Below are 16,587 nucleotides of genomic sequence, written 5' to 3'. Positions count from 1 at the left end.
CGAGTCCCACGGCGAGCGGAGATGTCCATGAGTTCACCTGTTCGATCTGTATTGTTGAGTTGTCTGGCCTGGTTGGCTGGACTGGCGCCGCTGTCGGCGTCGGCCGCCGACGCCGATGCCGTCAAGCGTTCGAAGTCCGAGCGCGACGTGCTGATCTATTCGAACATTGCCGCGTACAACTGGGGCCCGATCATCGAAGCGTTCCACGCCAAATATCCGTGGCTCAAGGTCGAGGCGCTGGATCTGGGGCCCGCCGAGGCATTCGAGCGCTACTACTCGGAGGCGTCGGTCAAGCGACGGACTGCAGACATCATCGCTGTCGCGGCTCCCGATACGTGGATGCGTTTCATCGATCGCGATCAGGTCGAGCCGTATGTCACGCCGGAAGCGGCGGCGCTCCCCGAGTGGAGCAAGCCAGTGAAGGGCGTGTACACGATCTCGGCCGATCCGGTGGTGCTGATTTATAACAAGCTGTTGTTGAAGACCAAGGAGCAGCGTCCCGACTCCCTCGACGGGCTCGCCGCACAAGTGCGCAAGCAGCCGATGTTGTATGCGAAGCGGTTGACCACTTACGACGCGACTTCCCATCCGTTCGCCTATGCGTTGCATTGGGCATACGTGCATCAGCGCGGTCAAAAGGGCTGGGAGACGCTGCGTACGCTCGGGCCGCAAACGCGACCGGAGGGCGGCGGCGCGACGATGGTAGAAAAGATCACGGCTGGCGAGTATGTCGGCGCGTACTTCGGCTCCAGCGTGACGTTTCTTCGTCGCATGAAAGAGGAGGGGCGCGAGCAGGTGCTGGAATGGGCGCTGATGCGCGATGGCACTCCCGTGATGGTGCGCGGTATGGCGATCACGCGGGCCGCTTCTCACAAGGCTGCTGCACAGCTGTTTGTCGACTTCGCGCTGTCACGTGAAGGTCAGATCGCCGTGGGTAAGGGCGGTCTCACGCCGTATCGTCCGGATGTGCCGAAGAGCGCCGTGCCGTTTCTGACGTTCGATTCGGTGCGGGACACGGTCGGTGAAGCCAACGTGATTCTCGTGGGCTATGACCGCACGATGCTGCAGGAACAGAATCAGTTCCTCTCGCAATGGAAGGCGTCTTACGGACTGAAGCGTTGACGCGCCATGGCTGCTACTGAGCTCACAATTATCCGCTCCCGCGTCCGTTGGACGCGGGACTACTGGGTCCAGTGGTCTGTGGCGGCCTTCACGGCGCTGCTGGTGTTCGCGCCGATTGCGGTGGCATTGCTGCAATCGGTGCGTAGCACGCCGCTGTATGAGTCGGAATGGTCCTTTACGCTCGATCACTATGTTCGACTGCTGACCAACGAGCGATTCTGGGAGGCGTTGCGCAACTCCATGGCGCTGGCGATCTTCGGGTCGCTGACGGCGACCGTCATCGGCGCCGCGTTGGCGATCGTATTGATCCGGACCAATATTCCCTGGCGGCGTACCTTCAGCGAGTTGTTACAAGCGCCTTTGTATGTATCTTCGCTGGTGATGGCGTTTGGCTGGTACATGCTGTACGGACCGTCGGGCTACATATCGCTCGCCTCCGTGACGTTCCTCGGCGGCGTGCCATGGAATCTGTATTCATTGCCGGCCATCGGAGTGCTGGCGGGCTTCTCGCTGGTTCCCGTGGTGTTTCTGTACTGTTCGGCCACGTTGCGTCTGATGGATGCTTCGCTGGAGGACGCGGCGCGATCGACGGGCGCATCGCCAGTGCGTGCGCTCTACCGGGTCACTCTGCCGCTCATGCGGCCGGCCATTCTCTACAGCCTGCTGTTGTGTTTCGTCGGCAGCATCGAGGTGCTCTCGATTCCTCTGATCTTCGGCACGGCGGAGCGCATCGAGGTGTTCACGACTTTCCTGTTTCGCGAGGGCATCGGTCGCACCGAGCCCGATTACGGTCTGCTGGCTGCTGCGTCGGTGATGTTGTTGCTGCTCATGACAGTCCTCGTCAGCTTGCACTCGCGCGTGCTCGGTAACACGCATCGATTCACGACGGTGAAGGGTAAAGCGACCCGCCCGCATACTATCGATCTGGGTCGGTGGCGTTGGGTGGCGTTTTTCGCAGTCGCTGCCTACGTGACGATCGTGATCCTGTTGCCGCTCGTCGGGCTGGTGTTTCGCTCCTTCGTCAAGTTCCTCACGCCTCTCGTGCCGCCGTGGGACCTGTTCACCCTCGATCATTTCCGCTCGCTCATCGAGCAACCTTCGTATGTGCGCGCGATCACCAACAGCTTCGTGGTGGCGTTGTTCGGCGCCGCGTTCGTCACGGCGCTGGTCATGGTTGTGGTGCTGATCGTGAAGCGTTCGACGTTTCCATTGGCGAAGACGCTGGAGACGATCGCGCTGTATCCGCGAGCGGTTCCCGGAATCGTGGTAGGTATCGGGTTCCTGTGGATCGGACTCACCGTGCCAGGCTTCACGCTGATACACGGTACGTTGTTCGCGATGGTGCTTGCTTTCAGCATGCGCGATCTGCCGACAGCTTTCGGCGCCATCGCGCCGTCGTTGACGCAGATCAGCCGGGAGCTCGACCTGAGCGCCCGCACCTGCGGCGCCGACTGGTCGACGGCCAGCCTGCGGGTGATCGTTCCGATCGCGCGTCCCGCTTTGCTCGCAGCCTACATGCTGGCGTTCGTGTCGATGCTCAAAGAATACGCGTCGGCGGTGTTCCTGTTCGCGCCGGGCAGCGAAATCATGGGCACGGTGATGCTGCAACTTTGGACCAATGGCAACTTCGGTCCGGTGGCGGCGCTCGCCGTCGTGCAAGTGACGGCAACAGTCGTGGTGGTACTGATGGTCAGACGTCTGATGGGTGTACGGATGTATGAGTAAGCTCACTGTAGAGCATCTGACGCGACGCTTCGGCGCGCAGACTGCGGTCAACGACGTCTCTTTCGAAGTTCAGGATGGCGAGTTCCTGACCCTGCTCGGGCCGAGCGGCTGTGGCAAGACCACGATGTTATCGGCGATCGCCGGCCTCGACGCGCCGACAGCCGGGCGCATTCTGATCGACGGCGAGCCGATTTTCGACGCGACCCGGCGCTGCAACCTGCCGCCGGAGCAACGTCAGATCGGCATGGTATTCCAGTCGTACGCGTTGTGGCCGCATATGAAAGTGCGCGAGAACGTAGCGTTTCCTCTGCGCATGCGAGGTGTGGGCGCGGCGGAACGCGAAGAGAAGATCCGCTGGGCGCTTGGCCTGGTCGAGATGGAACCGTATATCGATCGGTATCCGCACGAGCTCTCCGGCGGTCAGCAGCAGCGTGTCGCGCTGGCGCGAGCTGTCGTCTATGGCCCGCGTCTGATGCTGCTCGATGAGCCGCTGTCGAATCTCGATGCGAAGCTCAGGTTGCGCGCGCGCGGCTGGCTCAAGGAATTACAGGAGAAGCTGCGGATCACCACGATCTACGTGACGCACGATCAAACCGAAGCATTGGTGCTGAGTGACCGCATCGCTGTCATGCAGGGCGGCCGCATCGAGCAACTCGCCAGTCCCGTGGAGCTGTACGAACAGCCGCAATCGCCGTTCATCGCTGATTTCGTCGGCCACAGCAACCTGCTGGATGGCATCGTGCAGGAAGCCGAGGCACGCTTCGGCAAGATCCGCTTCGGGCAGCACTTGCTCGCGGTCGAAAAGATTCTGAAACCGAGCAACGGCAGTGCCGCTGCGATTGCGGTCCGGCCCGAGAACGTCATCCTGCATCAGCAAGAGCCTGGCCCATCGAGCGGCTGTCGCAACTTCATTCCGGGCAGGATTCTGCAGCGCGACTTTCTCGGCGCGCGTTATCTCTACCTGGTTGAAACGTCGGGAGGCATCGTGCGTGCGGAGGTATCCGAGCGTTTCGAGAAAGGAGCCGTCACGCTCGAGTTGCCGGCGCACGCATGCGTGGCGTTCGCTCGCGATGTCGCGGCCTGAGCTCATAGCTGAGCGCGATTTGCTCCCGTAGCCAGACGTGCGCTGGATCCGCGTGCGAGCGATCGTGCCAGATCATGCCCATCTCGTAGGAAGGGATAGGTAAGGGCGGGGCGACGATCTGCAACCGGTCGGCGCGGTCCCGGACCAGGCGCAGCGGAGCGACGGCGACGACGTCGGTGTGCGCCACGACTTCGGGGACAAACAGGAAATGCTGGGTGGAAAGCACCACCTGCCGCTTGCGTCCGCGGCTTTCCAGCATGGTGTCGGTGACGCCTTTGAACCCGCCGCCCTCCGGCGACACGACGATGTGTTCGAGCTTGGAGAACGCGTCGACGGTCAGCTTGCGCTTGAGCGCGGGATGTTTCTTGCGAGCGATCACGACATAGTCTTCTTTGTAGAGGACGCGGCGATGCAGGTGGTCGGGCGGGCCGTCCATTGCCAGCAACGCTAGGTCGATCGCGCCGCTCTCCAGTTGTCGATACATCTTGGCGTGGCCGGCGTGGCGGAGCGAAACGCGTATCCCTGGGGCCAATCGTCGCAGCTTCGCAAGTAGCGGCAGTACGATCGCATACTCAGCATAGTCCGCAGCCGCGATCTGCCACGTCAGCTGCGCGGTCTTCGGATCGAACGGCGCGCTTCGGGCGACCACACTTCTGACTTGATCCAACGCTGCACGTATCTGCGGTAGCAGCGCTTGAGCGCGCGCCGTCGGGAGCATGCCGCCTGGCGCGGGCGATAACAGCGGATCGGCAAAGACTTCGCGCAGCTTACGCAGTTGAACGCTGACCGAAGGTTGGCTCAAATGCAGGCGCTTGGCCGCGCGAGTGACGCTGCGCTCGGTCAGCAGCGTCTCGAGCGTCACCAGCAGGTTCAGATCGACGTTGCGGAGATTGTTCATCGCTATATGGGGTATCAAGACTATTCATTTCCACTATACCTCGCCGGATTGCATAGTGAGCACGTCAGGCAACTATTCGAGCTCACGCCAATGAAGGTATTGATCGTTTACGCACACCCAGAGCCTCGCTCATTGAACGGCGCCTTGCGCAATTTCGCCGTCGATCGGCTGCAAAGCGCCGGTCACGAAGTGATCGTGTCGGACCTGTACGCGATGGGCTGGAAAGCAGTCGTCGATAGCGCCGATTTCCTGAATCACGAAACCGGTCAGCCATTGAAGGTGGAGGCCGCATCCAAGCGCGCCTACGAAGCCGAGGCGCAATCGGCCGACATCGCGGCTGAGCAACGCAAGTTGTTCTGGGCGGATGTGCTCATCCTGCAATTCCCGATGTGGTGGTTCTCCATGCCGGCGATCCTGAAGGGCTGGGTCGACCGCGTGTACGCCTACGGGCTCGCGTACGGTGTCGGCGAGCACTCGGATCGAAGGTGGGGCGATCGTTACGGCGAAGGTACGTTCAAGGGCAAGCGCGCCATGCTGATCGTGACGACCGGAGGCTGGGCTTCGCACTACTCCGAGCGAGGGGTCAACGGGCGCATGGAGGACCTGTTGTTTCCCATCAATCACGGCGTCCTCTATTACCCTGGTTTCGATGTGCTGCCGCCGTATGTGCTCTATCGCACCGGCAAATACGACGATGCGCGCCATCGACAGACGCTCGCCGAGTTGGGCGAACGCCTCGATACATTGGCGACCACGGCGCCCATCCCTTACCGCATGCAGAATGGCGGCGATTACGAGATCCCGTCGATGGAGTTGAAGGAAGCGTTGAGCGCGGGACGGCAAGGGCTCGACATACATTTGGCGTAGGCGGAGAGGCTCAGAAGACCTCATACGCCACTGGCTTCGTCGGCCCCCCGCCATTGCAAGTCGCGGCGGGGCAGGCGGACAGTGCGATCGCCAGATCCATCTCTGCGCGCAGTACCATCGAATCGCCTGCGCGCGATCTCGGCGCACGAATGTGCAGCTTTCCGTTCGTGTCGATTTCAACGTTCATGAAGAAGTTGAAAGCAGTGGGCAGAGGTGACGGAGGAACGTTGAGCGTGCGAAGCGCGGCGGTGAGATTGATGTAGCAGTTGGGGTGGTCGGTCAGCCCGTACTGGATGCGATACATGTCGTCGTTACATGGCGCATAGAGGAAGTCGTGACGGCCGACGTCGTCGGCGACGATCGTCAGTAGTGGCTCGCTCTCGTCAGACCACAGCTGATTTCCCGTGGAAAGATAAAGCGTGCCGCCGAAATCGAACGTGCGGCCGTTCGACAGGCGCTGTCTTCCATCCTGGGACACGGCGAACAGATCGCCGCTCTGGCCGCCTTCTGGATCGATGAGGCGCAAATGTTGGCCCCGAGCCAGGCGCAGGGCCGCGCCGTGACCGGCGGGGATAATATGTCTCTGAAGCGTCATGCTTGTTCGCCTCGAGTGGATCGCAGGTCCTTGCGGACACACACCGTAGTCTACATGAGCCGGCGTCGTCAGGATGGCGCGGTGAGCTGCTAGAATCCCTGGGTTCAAGTCCGGCCTGGAGCTTCAGGAAACCCTGTGGAAATCGTTCTTTTTCTAGCGGCGGCGGCCGCGGCGACCATGCAGCCCGAAGTAACCGTCATCGGTTCCAGGGTTCCCACGTCCAACGAGGATCTCGCAGCGAGTGTCACCGTGCTCAGGCGTGACGACTTCGACGCCGAGAAACCGTTAGAGCTCGCCGATCTGTTACGCCGGGTCGCAGGCGTGCATGTCGATACGGTCGGTGGGCGTGGTGGCACGGGTTCGATTTACATGCGTGGCGCGGATCCGAATTACACGCTGGTGTTGTTGAATGGCGTCCGTGTCAACGATCCGACGAATTCACGGGGCGGGTCGTTCGACCTGTCCGCGTTGGATATCGGCGACGTCGAGCGCATCGAGATTGCGCGCGGGCCGTATTCGGCCATCTATGGCGGCGACGCGCTGGCGGGGGTGATCAACATCATCACGCGTTCTGAGGCGACGACGCCCACGATGACGGTGGATGCAGCCGCGGGCGCTTACGATACGAGTGAGCTTTCGCTGCGTGCTACGTTGCCGACTGAGCGAGCTCGCTGGCATTTTGGGGTTGGTGAAGCCGACGAAGGAGATCGGGTTCGGGGAAATGAGTTCGAGGTGCAGCGTGTCTCGGGCGGTGTCGAAGCGCCGCTCGGCGAAACCACGGATCTCAGTTTGTCGGGCCGATACTCCGAAGCGACTCGGCAGGGATTTCCAGACGACAGCGGCGGGTTTGAGTATGCCGCCTTGCGAGACTTGGAACTTCGTGAGTCTCGAGAAGCTCTGTTCGGCGGGGGGCTCACACAGCGCGTGAGCGACGCCACTGTGTCGCTCACGCTTGGATATTTCGAACGCGACGAAAGCATCGACTCGCCCGGCGTGGCGCCGGGCATTCGTGATCCGTTTGGCGTGCCGGCGAGCCTCGTCGATACCAATCTCACCCGATATTCGGCGACATTGTCCGCTACACAGCCGCTGTCGAGTGCTGTATCCGTAGCTTATGGCGTTGATTGGCAGCGCGAGGAGGGGGCGAGCGATGGCCAGCTCGACTTTGGTGGTTTCCTCGCGCCCACCTCGTTCGAGTTGACGCGTTCGTACTGGGCTGCGTTTGCTGAGATGCGCGTTCAGTCCTCGATGGGCTTGTCAGCACAAGCCGGCGCTCGTGTTGACATGCCGGAGAGCGAGAGCTCGGTGACGAGTCCGCGTGTGCGCGTCGCCTACGCGATGCCTGAAGATGTGACGATCGCGTTGAGTTGGGGCAAGGCGTTCAAGTTGCCCAGCCTGTACGCGCTGGGGCATCCGCTCGTCGGCAATCCGACGCTGGCGCCCGAGCGCAGTCGTTCGTATGAAATCGAGCTGTCGCAGGAATTGGGGGCGGGGCGTTGGAGCGCAACGTGGTTCGACAGCGAGTTCCGCGACGCCATCGATTTCGATTCCGGCCCGCCGCCGCAGCTCGTCAATCGCAATCGCGTTCGTTCGCGCGGTGTCGAGCTTGCCGGTCGAGTGAGAGCGGGCACGCAATGGTCATTCGACGCGAGCGTTACTCATGCCCGCAGCCGAATCACTGCGACCGATAGCGAGCTCCGCAATCGACCTGACTGGAGCGGCGCACTCGGCGTTCGTTGGGCGCCTGCGCCGGCGTTCACTATTTCGATGGCCGCGACCTACGTCGGATCTTCCTTCGATTCTTCGATTGCGACAGGCGACGTGCGGTTGCCCGGCTACACCCGCGTCGACTTCGATACCGTCTGGCAGCTCTCCAACCACGTTGAAGCTTACGTTTCGATCGACAATCTCACTGACGAACGTTACGAGCAGTTCGTCGGATTCGAGTCGCGCGGCATCCTGCCTCGGGCTGGCGTTCGTTGGAGCCTTTAACTCGGGGCTACCGTCGCCGAGTGGATGGAGCAGGCCGATACGATGCCTCACATCTGGTTCGACGATTACCTTTATGCCGCAGCTTCAGAATGGCTTGCAGGCGGAGGGTCTTGCCCCGAGACAGGCGCGGAGCTCTGCTGATCTCCTCGATGAATTCATAACTGAATTCGACATCCACACTGATTCGAGATGACGGAGCCGCCGGAGCGACGCTTGCAGTGGGCGTCGAAAGCATCTTCGACGCGGACCGGACCGCATCGATGGCTACGCCGAGCTTCGTCCGGAAGAACTCGCGTTTCGGATGTTCCCGGTCTGCCTCGAGCCTTGCGTGAACTGCTTGCTCGACTTCCTTTGGGTTCGTGCAAAAGACTTCGAACTCCACCACGAACGCTCCGGGTATAGCCGACCCGCAGGAAAGTTCGCGGGCGCGTCTTTCGGGCGGTCTATCGGTGCTGCCGATCTTGAGCAGCCCAGGCATGCACGGATGGCTGAGGATGTACACGTATCCTTTGTGAGCTGTCATTGGCGGCATAGAGGACCCCGTCGCTACTCGACATTTTTTCGACTCCTGGACGGATTCTAGGGAATCCCATAACGGGATATAACATTAATAGTTGCCTGAGGGTCCCGATGACTCCACTACTTGTGGTTGGCAAGGGTCATTTTCTGCGTGTTTTTCTTAGCTCCCGTCGCTGGGAAGTGTTTCGCAGCCTGACGACATTCGCCCGGTTTCCGTTCGCGCATTTCGTTGCCTTTGGCGCAAATTCCTTCCAAGCGCGCTGCTGGCTATCGAGGCGCAGCTTTAGACCGGCAGATGGCGATCCACAACGAAACTTAGCGGCGCTTAACGCCAATGAGCTTGGGAAAGGAGCGATGGAGTGGGACAGTTTTTCTGGTCGTCGTGCACGAGGCAGGTCACGGCGACCGATCTGCGGTCGCCGTGACACTGTCGAGCTAGAACTTATACGTCGCACCCAACGTGTAGGTGCGGCCGATATCGGTCTGGAACAACGTGTCCTCACGCACGCTGTCGATGAACAACGTGTTGCGCTCCTCGGTGAGGTTCTGCGCTTCCAGGATCAGCGTCAGGTTGTCGTTGAAGTTCCAGGAGGCAGCGGCATCGACGTAGAAGGTGTCGCTGTTGCCCTGCAGGTCGCTGCCCGCCGAAGCCGGGATGCCGCGAATGTACTTGTCGCGGTAGGTGCCCGTGCCGCGGATGCTGAAGCGACCGTCATCGTAGAACAGCGTGCCGCTCGCGGAGTTCTTGGAAAGTCCGACGAGATCGGCCGTGGTCGAGGAAGTCACGACGCCGCCCACGCTCGTCAAGATGTATTCGATCTCAGATTCAACGCGCGTGTAATTGCCGAGGACGCCGAAGTTGCTCCAGAAGCCGGGAAGCATGTCGAGCTGCACCTGGGCATTGAGCTCGAAGCCCTTGAGCGGACCGCCGTCGGTGTTCTCCAGGCGGCTCACATTGAACACATCGGTCGGCGATGCCGGGGTGCCTGCCAGCAGTGCATCGGGCAGGCCTAGCTCGGTATAGACCACCGGGCTGGTGATGCGCTGGATGTAAGTTTCGATGTCCTTGTAGAAGTAGGCGACGGACAGCAGCGAGCCCGGGCGGAAGTACCACTCGAGACTCAGATCGGCGGTCTTGGCGCGAATGGGATCGAGGAACGGATTGTTGACCGTCCCGGTTCGCGTCGTGGCCGTGATGGTCGCGGTCGGGGTCAGATTGCCCAGCTCGGGCCGGGACATGACCTTCGCGGCCGAGAAGCGCGCCAGTAGGTCGGGCGTCAGATCGAACACCACGTTCAACGAGGGCAGCGTGTCGCTGTAGTCGCGATCGACCTGATTGCGTTGGCCAACAGTGGGGAAGGGCGCACCGGCGGGCGCATTCACTGGAATGTGACCGACCGCGCTCTGGTCCGTCTGCACGTAGCGCACACCGATGTCGCCGCGGACCGGGATGAACCAGTCGCTGCCGCTCTCGAAGGACACCATGAAATAGCCGCTCGTGACCTTTTCGAGAATCTGCGACTGCGCAGCACCGCACTCCACGCCGCAGAAATCCATGTCCGCGAAGTTGAAAACATCGCGCCATTTCTTCGGATCCACGGCCACCCAACTGGCCGGCGCGCCGGAGCCGAACAGATCGTCCAAACCGGTGATCTGGCGCGAGATATCGGCGACGGTCACGCCGGCGGGCAGCGCCTGCACTGGAACTTGCGATGGCACGAGGTTCGAATTTCTGCTGTGGAAATCGTTCTCGCGATACTGCCCGCCCCAGGTAAACGCGAACATGTCCGTAGCCTGCCACTCGAGGGCGAGATCGAAGTTGGCGATCTGCGTCACGTTGCGGGAGGGTTTGCCTTGCGTGGAGAAGCCGCCCAACACGGTTTGATTGCCATCGGGACTAGGCGCGTATTGGAAACTGTTCGGATCGTTCACGTCGATGCCGAAACCGATCAACGGAGTTTCGCGGCCGCCGCGGAAGTCCAGCGCGAAGTTATCGGTATCGATGGCGTCCAGGAAGGTCTGCAGTCGCATCGGACCGTCCCAGATGGAGTTGGACCGGCCGGCGAGACCGGTGATCTTGAATTTATCGCTGAAGCTATGCTCGAACGTGAGATTGACCTGCTCGAACGTCGATACGAACTGATCCACCAGCCCTTCGGAGCGCACGTCGACGCCGTCGAACACGGCTCTTTGCACCGAGCCATGCTCATCGAACGAGATGTCACGGACCGACACCATCGGCTGGCCGTTGTTCGTGAGATTACGACCGAACGAAAGGCCGAGGATGTAGTTGTCGCGACGTTCCACCTGATAGCGCGACAGCAAGCCATCGAGAACGATGTTTGTATTTTCGCTCGGCATCCACTGCAGCGTGAGCGTGCCGCCGGTGCGCTCGGTGTCCTGCTCCGAGTTCACGTAGCGCGGCAAGCGTGGCAGGAATGCGCCGCTGCCCGGTACGTCGGGCAGACTGGCGCGACGCAAGTTGTAGACGGTCTGATAAGCCGCCAGGTCGCTGCTGCGAGGATTGTTGGTGCTGCAATTCGCGTCCGTCGCGCCGCGAGTGCCGGGGACCGGGCTTGGCGCGGTCGCGGTCCAACCGACCGGCGTGCAGTAGGGCAGCCAGATGGGACTCTGGGGCGTGCCTATGTTGTTGGCGTTAGTGTTGGCCGAAAGAATGTCGACGGCCGAGTAACCGACTTCGCGAATGTTACGTTTCTGGAACGCGGCGGAGGCGAGCACGCCGAAGGTGTTATCCAGGAATTTCTGCGAGAACAGCATGGAGGCGCGCGGATCCAGGTCTTCGGTGAGCGTGTTGTACACGCCGCGGCCTGTCAAAGTGACCACGCTTTCGTCATCGAAATCGAAGGGGCGGGGCGCTTTCAAATCGACGGTCGCGCCGAGCGAGCCTTCTTCGACGTCAGCCGAGGGCGTTTTGCGAACCGCGAGCTCGGAGAAGATTTCTGTCGGGAACACGTTGAAGTCAAAGCTGCGCCCGCTGTTGCCGGCGCCATAAATGTCGCTCGAGCCGGTCTGGGCCGCGGCTTCCATTCCGTTGATGCGCACACGTGTGAACAAAGGTCCCAGACCGCGCACCGAAATATTACGGCCCTCGCCGCCATCGCCTCGTGACAGCGTCACGCCGGGAATGCGTTGCATGGATTCGGCAAGGTTGCTGTCTGGAAATTTGCCGATGTCCTCGGCTGCGATGACATCGATAGCTGAAGTCTCCGAGCGTTTTTCAGCCAGCGCCGTGTTCAGCGAACCACGGAAGCCGGTGACCACGACTTCTTCTAGCTGGGTGTCACCGCCTGTTTCGGCGGCTGACGCTGCGAGCGGGAGGATGGACGCACTGCCAAGTGCCGCGGAAACAGCGGCGCAAACCAAGGATCGACCGTACTTCGACATCGACATAGGTCCCCCAATCTGGCTTCGTTATGAGCTTGATCCCGGATCGGCTGACACCGGTGGCATTCAGCATTTGTCCGAGTAACCTCATCATGACAGTTATTGATCGAAAGTGAAATATTTTGACGAAAAATGATGGCCGGGCGTGTGCCGCGCCCGCCATACGAGCTTAAGTCGTCGATTTCACTCAGGATTTGAGATTTGCGGGCGGCTGCGGCATCCGTGGCGTTTTTGCCATTGCCGTCGGCGTGTCACGGCACAGCACGTTGCGACTCTCTACGCACAAACGGCTGGCCTGGCCGCAGACATGCGGTGGAAGCGCGAATCGTAGGGCGGACATTACTACTGCTACAGTAGCGCGCTTTTTTGAGCTCGCTTTGTGTCAGGAGTTGCTCGTGAAAAAAATATCACGGAAGGACCGCCGGCTCGCGGTCGTGACGGCGTGTGTATTGGGTTTTACTTCCGTGCATGCGCAGGACGATGGTGAAGTGACCGAGGTCCTCGTCACCGGTTCGCGTATCAAGCAAAACGAATTCGACGCCCCGACACCGACGGTGGCCGTTTCGGCCGACGCAATCCAACGCTCGGGCACGACGAACCTCACCGATTTCCTGCGCACCATGCCGGCGCTCACTTCGTCGCAGGACGATCTGCAGAACACAGGCTCGCAGGGCTTCATCGGCAGCACCGGTTTGAACCTGCTCAATCTTCGCAACCTCGGCGAAGAGCGCACCCTGGTGCTGGTCGACGGTCGTCGCCACGTCGCGCAGCTTCCCGAAACCGCGGCGGTCGACATCAACACGATTCCGATGGACTTGATCGATCGGGTGGACATCGTCACTGGCGGTGTGTCCGCCGTTTACGGCGCGGATGCGGTGTCCGGCGTCGTGAACTTCGTGATGAAGAAAAACTTCGAAGGCCTGGTGGGGCGCGTGCAGTACGGTGGCGCGGACGCAGGCGGCGCCCGGAACTCATACGCTTCGGTCACGGGCGGAATGAACTTCGCGGACGGTAGCGGAAACATTTCCGGCTCCATTCAACACACCGAACGTGGGCGCTTGCGGGCAAGCGATCGCAGCTACCTGCGCGGCGCCAACTACACGACGATGAGGCGCAATCCGAGCGACGCGGGCGATAACCCGAACGTCCCGGACGAAGTGCCGCTGAATGACATCCGCTTTTTCGACAGTGCGCGCGCAGGCGCCATCGATCTCGACTTCGACACGGTGCCGGACACGCTGCCGGACGGCGGTGCTTTCCAGATCCCGCGCTTCGTCTCGCCGTTCTATTCCCAAGGCGGCAGCGGCACGCCCATCGCGGATTACATCGGCGATCTGTTGCCGGATGCGGAGACCACCGTGGCCAGCGTGTTCGGTAATTTCAGCGTCAGCGACGCGGTGAATGTTTTCGGTGAAGCCAAGTTCGTGCGCGGCAAGGCCACCGCATACAGCCAGCCGACCTTCGACTTCTATGTGTTCCAGAGCGCGGACAATCCGTTCCTGCCGTACGCCGTGGCGGCGCAGATCGTTCCTGGCGCCGCCGCCGACAGCTTTGACGACCCAGCCGCGCCTGACGGCGTGCTGGTCAGTCGCGATAATTTCGACTTCGGCGTGCGTGGCGAAGAGGCCACCCGCAACACGATGCGCTTCGTCACGGGCGTGAACGGCGATATCTGGGGGGACTACAACTACGAAGTCTCGTACACCTACGGTCAGTCCGAGATCGATTCGCTCGCGCTCAACAATCGTTATAGCGATCGCTTTCTGGCCGCGATCGACGTAGTGACCGATCCGGCCACCGGTCAACCGACGTGTCGCTCCAATCTCGATCCGAGCGCGTTGCCGTACCAGCCTTATCAGGGCTTCGATTTTTCCGGTCCGCTGTCATTCACGCCCGGCAGCGGCTGCCGGCCTTTGAATATTTTCGGCGAGGGTGTGGCCGATCCGGCGGCGCTCGCGTGGATCATGCTCAACAACGAGACGTCGTCGCGCCTGACGCAGAATGTTTTCAACGCGTTTCTGTCGGGCCCGGTGCCGGGCGTCACACTGCCGGCGGGCGAGATCGATGCGGTGGTCGGTGTGGAGTGGCGTCGCGAAGGCAGCCGCTCGGAGCCGCCGATCGAAGATCAGTTGGGGCAGACGTTCGGCAACGTCATCTTCCCCACCGACGGCGGGTTCAACGTCAAGGAAGCGTTTGCCGAGCTGCGTGTGCCGCTCCTGGCCGATCTGCCGTTCGCGGAGATGCTGCAGGTTTCGGGCGCGGTTCGTGTTTCGGACTATTCGACGGTCGGCAGCACGACGACGTGGAACACCGGCTTGTTGTGGGCGCCGGTGCGAGATGTGAGTTTCCGTGGCACCGTCGCCGAATCGGTGCGTGCACCGAATATTGCCGAGCTGTACAGCCCGCAGAGTCAAACATTCGAGTCCATTTCCGATCCTTGCGATGCGGCCGAGCTCGCCAATGGCACGAGCTACCGTGCGGCCAATTGTGCCGCCATTCTCTCTGAGCTCGGAGTCGACCCCGTCGGGTTCACCGATCCGAATTCGGCGACGGTGGCGGGCGTCTCTACAGGCAACTCGGAGTTGAGCGAAGAGACTGCGCGCAGCTATACCTTCGGCGCAGTGTTCCGGCCGCGCTTTGCCGAGGGGCTGGCGCTCTCCATCGACTATTACGACATCAACATCAAGCAAGCCATCAGCACCGCCGACGCCCAGGACGTCGCCGACAACTGCGTCGATCAGCCGACCATCGAGAATGTGTTCTGCGACTCGCTAGCGCGCGAAGCCGGCACTGGCGCCATCAGCACGTTCGTGGTGCAGCCGGAGAACGTCGCTTCGTTCCGCACGCGCGGCATCGACTTCAACGTCAATTATCTGCTCGATCCGGCGCGCCTCGGCATGAATGCCGATATCGGCACGTTCAGACTGTCGCTGATCGGCAGCCGGCTCGATCGGCTGACCACCATTCCGACCTTGGGCGCGGAACAGATCGATAGTCGCAAGACGGCGGACTTGCAGAGTGGCACGTACGCGCCGAAGTGGACGACTGCGTTCGATACCACGTGGGAATATCGCGGCCTGACCGTGAACTACGGTTATAACTATTTCAGCAAGACCTCGCGTTACACGTTACTCACGCTGGCCGGCAATCCCGACCAGGCATCGCCGGCGAACATCTACTACGACGCGCAGGAGTTGCACGACCTGTCGGCCTCGTACGATTTCCTCGAGGATTACCGTGTCTACGCGGGTGTGAACAATCTGACGGACGAACGTCCGGACTTGACCACGATCTTCCCGGTGAGCCCGGTCGGGCGCTTCTATTACGCCGGCTTGACGGTGTCTTTCGGCGGTCGCTGATCTCTGGCGGCGGGCGTCAACATGCAGCTGAGGTTAGCACCGGCACCTGCGAGGCGCAGAAACGGCGAGCTTCAATGTTTGCCTTTGGCTACCGCGTGCGCGATTGCAACGATGATTCCGCCGATGATAAATCCGACGATGGCCGAGCCTGTGGCGAATGTCAGCCAGGCGGCGACGCCGCCGAGGGCAGGAATGTGGCCGGCCATCTCGGAGAGGTGCTCGATGAAATGAGGCACGGCGTTCAAGTGGAAGTGCTCGAGGCCGTGCACGATGATGCCGCCGCCGACCCACAGCATCGCGGCGGTGCCGACGAAGCTCAGCGTTTTCAGCAAGTGAGGCATCGATTTGACCAAGCCTCGCCCGACCGCGGCCGTCGACGAACGTTGCGCCAGATGGACGCCCACGTCGTCCATTTTCACGATCAAGCCAACCACGCCATACACGGCGGCCGTGATCGCGAAGCTCACGACCACCAGCGCGGCGGCTTGGATCGCGAAGGGACGGTCGGCGACGGTGGCGAGCGCAATCGCCATGATCTCGCCTGACAGAATGAGATCCGTGCGAATCGCGCCGGATACTTTCTGCGCCTCCATCTCCGCCGAGCTCAGGGCGAGCTCTTCGATGTGCGGCTGCTTGTCGGCTTGACCAGTCGTCTTGGCAACGGCCTCGAGGATTTTCTCGGTGGCTTCGAAGCACAGATAGGCGCCGCCGAGCATGAGAATCGGCGTCACCGCCCAAGGCGCGAACGCGCTCAGCAACAGTGCGCCGGGCAACAGGAAGAAAAACTTGTTGCGTAACGAACCGAGCGCGATTTTCCAGACGATGGGCAGTTCTCGCTCGGGGGTGAAGCCCATGGCGTAGCCGGGCGTCACCGCGGCATCGTCAACCACGACACCTATGGCCTTCGAGCCGGCTTTGCCCGCCGCGGCAGTCACATCGTCCAGGGATGCGGCCGCCAGTTTGGCGATCGCCGCCACGTCATCGAGTAGTGCTGCTAATCCCGAAGCCATCGTTCCACGCG

At 61.4% G+C, this 16,587-nt stretch carries 11 protein-coding genes; 6 read left to right on the top strand and 5 right to left on the bottom strand.

Annotated features, from left to right (window positions below; all coding sequences use genetic code 11):
- Window positions 1-27 precede the first annotated feature (27 nt).
- Genes VGD45_RS22395 through VGD45_RS22385 form a run of 3 tightly spaced genes read left to right on the top strand, consistent with a single transcriptional unit; the run spans window position 28 to window position 3,931 of the window.
- Complete coding sequence (locus VGD45_RS22395) at window positions 28-1,122, top strand: ABC transporter substrate-binding protein (RefSeq protein WP_331157578.1); 1,095 nt, start codon at window positions 28-30, stop codon at window positions 1,120-1,122.
- A gap of 6 nt (window positions 1,123-1,128) precedes the next feature.
- Window positions 1,129-2,847, top strand: coding sequence for an iron ABC transporter permease (locus VGD45_RS22390; protein ID WP_331157577.1), 1,719 nt, complete (start codon window positions 1,129-1,131; stop codon window positions 2,845-2,847).
- Window positions 2,840-3,931 (top strand): ABC transporter ATP-binding protein, encoded by a 1,092-nt coding sequence (locus tag VGD45_RS22385; RefSeq protein ID WP_331157576.1) that lies wholly within the window; start codon window positions 2,840-2,842, stop codon window positions 3,929-3,931. Before VGD45_RS22390 ends, VGD45_RS22385 begins: the two co-directional genes overlap by 8 nt.
- On the opposite strand, the gene VGD45_RS22380 is transcribed toward VGD45_RS22385, so the two are convergent.
- A complete protein-coding gene (locus VGD45_RS22380) occupies window positions 3,873-4,829 on the bottom strand; it encodes a LysR family transcriptional regulator (protein ID WP_331157575.1) in 957 nt (318 codons plus the stop codon). The genes VGD45_RS22385 and VGD45_RS22380 overlap by 59 nt on opposite strands.
- A 90-nt stretch (window positions 4,830-4,919) precedes the next feature.
- Here VGD45_RS22380 and VGD45_RS22375 point away from each other — a divergent pair, with 90 nt between their 5' ends.
- Window positions 4,920-5,696 (top strand): NAD(P)H-dependent oxidoreductase, encoded by a 777-nt coding sequence (locus tag VGD45_RS22375; RefSeq protein ID WP_331157574.1) that lies wholly within the window; start codon window positions 4,920-4,922, stop codon window positions 5,694-5,696.
- A 10-nt stretch (window positions 5,697-5,706) separates the two neighbouring features.
- On the opposite strand, the gene VGD45_RS22370 is transcribed toward VGD45_RS22375, so the two are convergent.
- On the bottom strand, window positions 5,707-6,291 hold the full coding sequence (locus VGD45_RS22370) for an urea carboxylase-associated family protein (RefSeq protein ID WP_331157573.1): 585 nt from the start codon (window positions 6,289-6,291) through the stop codon (window positions 5,707-5,709).
- A gap of 135 nt (window positions 6,292-6,426) precedes the next feature.
- Between VGD45_RS22370 and VGD45_RS22365 the strand changes: the two genes are divergently transcribed.
- Entirely contained in the window at window positions 6,427-8,283 is a 1,857-nt protein-coding gene (locus VGD45_RS22365; RefSeq protein WP_331157572.1) for a TonB-dependent receptor, read from the top strand.
- A 7-nt stretch (window positions 8,284-8,290) separates the two neighbouring features.
- Here the strand turns inward: VGD45_RS22365 and VGD45_RS34415 are convergent, their stop codons facing one another.
- Together VGD45_RS34415 and VGD45_RS22360 are read right to left on the bottom strand one after the other, a co-directional pair.
- Complete coding sequence (locus VGD45_RS34415) at window positions 8,291-8,806, bottom strand: GIY-YIG nuclease family protein (RefSeq protein ID WP_414717591.1); 516 nt, start codon at window positions 8,804-8,806, stop codon at window positions 8,291-8,293.
- A gap of 431 nt (window positions 8,807-9,237) precedes the next feature.
- Window positions 9,238-12,213 carry a TonB-dependent receptor gene (locus VGD45_RS22360; RefSeq protein ID WP_331157571.1) on the bottom strand — a complete coding sequence of 992 codons (2,976 nt, stop codon included), beginning with the start codon at window positions 12,211-12,213 and terminating at the stop codon, window positions 9,238-9,240.
- Window positions 12,214-12,602: 389 nt separating this feature from the next.
- Between VGD45_RS22360 and VGD45_RS22355 the strand changes: the two genes are divergently transcribed.
- Window positions 12,603-15,566: a TonB-dependent receptor domain-containing protein gene (locus VGD45_RS22355; RefSeq protein ID WP_331157570.1), complete on the top strand. Its 2,964-nt coding sequence runs from the start codon at window positions 12,603-12,605 to the stop codon at window positions 15,564-15,566.
- 71 nt (window positions 15,567-15,637) lie between these two features.
- Here VGD45_RS22355 and VGD45_RS22350 read toward each other — a convergent pair whose 3' ends face one another.
- Window positions 15,638-16,576 carry a DUF808 domain-containing protein gene (locus VGD45_RS22350; RefSeq protein WP_331157569.1) on the bottom strand — a complete coding sequence of 313 codons (939 nt, stop codon included), beginning with the start codon at window positions 16,574-16,576 and terminating at the stop codon, window positions 15,638-15,640.
- Between the last annotated feature and the right edge of the window lie 11 nt (window positions 16,577-16,587).

The organism is Steroidobacter sp. (genome assembly GCF_036402275.1).
GTDB lineage: Bacteria > Pseudomonadota > Gammaproteobacteria > Steroidobacterales > Steroidobacteraceae > Steroidobacter.
This window is presented reverse-complemented; position numbering and strand designations above follow the sequence as displayed.